Here is a 2,958-nt window from a genome sequence, read left to right on the forward strand (position 1 = left end):
GCGCTCGCGTCAGCGCACCGCGCCGACGCCGGAACGCGCGCTGTCACGTCGGCGCACCGCGCTGGCGCACCGGCCGGCGGAGTGTCTCAGGCGACGGGCAGGGTCGACGGCGTCGTGAACCAGACCGTGGTGTCGCCGTGGATGGTGCTGCCGTCGAAGGGCCCGCTCGCGACGAGCACGGCCGAGTCCGCGAGCGACGAGGGCACGGCGATGTCGTCCGCACCGGTGTTCGCGACGACCGTGACCGCACCGTTGGTCAGCGCGAGGATGGTGTCGGGTGCCCCCTCGATCCAGGCGATCGAGCCGAGTCCCAGCGTGTGCTCGCGGCGCAGGCGGAGCAGCGTGCGGTACAGCTCCAGGGTCGAACCGGGGATGCCGGCCTGTGCGTCGCGCGAATAGTCGTTCCAGTCGTCGGGCTGCGGCAGCCAGGACGCACCGGTCGTGTTGAAGCCGTACGCGGGGTGCCCGGCCTCCCACGGGATCGGCACGCGGCAGCCGTCGCGTCCGTACCGTTCGTGGTTCGTGCGGAACCACGTCGGGTCCTGTCGGGCGTCATCCGGCAGGTCGATGACCTCGGGGAGCCCGAGCTCCTCGCCCTGGTAGAGGTACGCCCCACCGGGCAGGCTCAGCATGAGGGCGGTCGCCGCCCTGGCCCGCTGCAGCCCGAGCGCCCGATCCGGCTGGCCGGGGGTGGTCGGACCGACACCGTAACCCTGGGGGTTCTCCTCCGTGAGCGCGAGGCGGGACGCGTGCCGGACGACGTCGTGGTTGGACAGCACCCACGTGCTCGGAGCGCCGACCTGCGCGAACGCCCGCAGCGACTCGCCGATGACCGCCTTGAGGTCCGCGGCGTTCCACGGGGTCTCGAGGTACGGGAAGTTGAACGCCTGCTGCATCTCGTCGGGACGCACCCACAGGGCCATCTTGTCGAGCGGGTCGACCCAGGCCTCGGCGCACAGCACGCGGTCGCCGTCGTACGTCTCCAGGAGCTCGTGCCAGTCGCGGTAGATCTCGTGCACGCCGTCCTGACCCCAGTAGGGCGCGGTCTCCGGCCACGAGGCGGGCCCGGTGCTGATGCCGGGTTCGAGAGCGACGCCCGCCGAGGCGCCACCCATGCTGCCGCCCTCGGCCGGTGGGGTGTAGTCGGGCAGGCCGTCGGCCTTGATCATGCCGTGCGCCACGTCGACGCGGAACCCGTCGACGCCGCGGTCGAGCCAGAACCGGAGGATGTCGCGGAACTGCTCGCGGACCCACGGGTTCGTCCAGTCGAAGTCGGGCTGCGAGGAGTCGAAGATGTGCAGGTACCACTGGCCAGGCGTGCCGTCGGCCTCGGTGACGCGCGTCCAGGCCGGACCGCCGAAGACGGACTCCCAGTTGTTGGGAGCGATCTCGCCGTGCTCACCCGTGCCGTCGCGGAACATGTACCGGGCGCGCTCCGCCGAGCCGGGCCCGGCCGCGAGGGCCTCCTGGAACCAGCGGTGGGCGCTCGAGGAGTGGTTGGGGACGAGGTCGACGATGACGCGGATGCCGGCAGCGTGCGCGGCGGCGGTCATCGCGTCGAAGTCGGCGAGCGTGCCGAAGATGGGGTCGACGTCGCAATAATCGGCGACGTCGTAGCCGGCGTCCTTCTGCGGGCTCGTCATGAAGGGGGACAGCCAGATGGCGTCGACGCCGAGCTCCTGCAGGGCGCCGAGGCGGGAGGTGATCCCGGGCAGGTCGCCGAGGCCGTCGCCGTTCGCGTCCGCGAAGGATCGCGGGTAGATCTGGTAGATGACGGCGGAGCGCCACCACTCCGAACCGGGGGTGGAGCCTCCTGCGGGGGAGGCATGCTGAGCTGCGGTCGCCGACGTGGTCGGGAGGGCGGAGTCCATGTCGCTACCCTAGGCCATTCACGGGGCCCGTCGCCGCTCGTGGACTGGCCAGCGCGGTGCGCTGACACGAGTGCGATGCATGGCGGCGAGCGCGGCGCTCCAGAGGGGTGCGGTCGCGCTGGCACCCCGCTCTCACGCCGGTTCGGTCACACGGGAGACGCGTCGATTCGGACCGGATTCCCGGCCACCGACCCGCTCGCCCTGCCTAGAGTGGGCACATGACCACGGAATCGGACGGCTCGGCCCGCAGTACGGCGAAGCGCGTCGCCGCGCAGGCGGGAGGCATCGCCGGATCAGCGGCCCGGACGACGCGTGGCATCATCCGTCGGAATCCGACCGCGAACCGGGCCTACCGGGCGGGCGTCGGTGTCGTCGGCGGTGGCACCGTGGCCCTCGGCGTGGCCCTGATCCCGCTTCCCGGACCGGGAGCATTGATCGCCGTCGGCGGGCTCGCCGTCCTCGCCTCGGAGTTCGAGGGTGCGAAGCAGGCCAGCACGAAGGCGAACGCCGCCGCCAAGAAGGGCGTCGCCGTCGCGAAAGACCTTCGGGCGAAGCGTCAGGCCAAGCAGGCTGCGAAGGCCGCACCGGAGCACTGACCCCGCGGCGCACGGCGCCGACCGACGCGCGGGTACGGTGGACCGGTGGGGACGTCGGCGAAGGGGAGTGGAGCCCGCCGGCCCGCACAACGCAAGACCGCAGCGCCCGGACGCCGCACGACCAGCGCCACCCGCTCGACGCGGAAGCCGCGATCCCGACCGACCGGCGCGCGCAACCACTCCCGACGTCTGACCGCGCCGACGCGCCGGAACCGGCGGGCGGGGATCCGCGTGGGATGGCTCGTCGCCGGCGGGGCGGTCGCGATCGTCGGTCTCGCCGTCATCGTGGCAGCGGTCGTCTGGGGACCGGAGCTCATCAGTCGGGCGGAAGCACGGGACTCGACCCTCGGAACCGCGCCACATGCAGCCGTCGAGGGACCGGGCATCCCCGCCGCGGGCTCGGCTGGAACAGCGCCGGCGGCCGTCACCGACCGGGTGGACCGTGCCTGGGCGACGGCCACGGCGCTCCGCCTCGGCATCCCCGAGCGGGC

3 protein-coding genes are annotated in these 2,958 nt (G+C 72.9%); 2 read left to right on the forward strand and 1 reads right to left on the reverse strand.

The features are described from left to right. Positions 1–86: 86 nt before the first annotated feature. A complete protein-coding gene (locus IFT89_RS19805; protein WP_202939837.1) occupies positions 87–1,871 on the reverse strand; it encodes a glycoside hydrolase family 13 protein in 1,785 nt (594 codons plus the stop codon). A gap of 218 nt (positions 1,872–2,089) precedes the next feature. Here IFT89_RS19805 and IFT89_RS19810 point away from each other — a divergent pair, with 218 nt between their 5' ends. Together IFT89_RS19810 and IFT89_RS19815 are read left to right on the forward strand one after the other, a co-directional pair. After that, positions 2,090–2,467, forward strand: a complete 378-nt coding sequence (locus tag IFT89_RS19810) for a PGPGW domain-containing protein (protein ID WP_202939838.1) — start codon at positions 2,090–2,092, stop codon at positions 2,465–2,467. Positions 2,468–2,698: 231 nt separating this feature from the next. Next, positions 2,699–2,958 (forward strand): hypothetical protein (locus IFT89_RS19815; protein WP_202939839.1); only part of this gene is annotated, 260 nt, incomplete at its 3' end.

It is taken from the genome of Plantibacter sp. CFBP 13570 (genome assembly GCF_014841395.1).
Classification (GTDB): Bacteria; Actinomycetota; Actinomycetes; order Actinomycetales; family Microbacteriaceae; genus Plantibacter; species Plantibacter auratus.

Coding starts and splice junctions, on each gene's coding strand:
- IFT89_RS19805 (WP_202939837.1), bottom strand. CDS start 1,871: ATGGACTCCGCCCTCCCGACCACGTCGGCGACCGCAGCTCAGCATGCC.
- IFT89_RS19810 (WP_202939838.1), top strand. CDS start 2,090: ATGACCACGGAATCGGACGGCTCGGCCCGCAGTACGGCGAAGCGCGTC.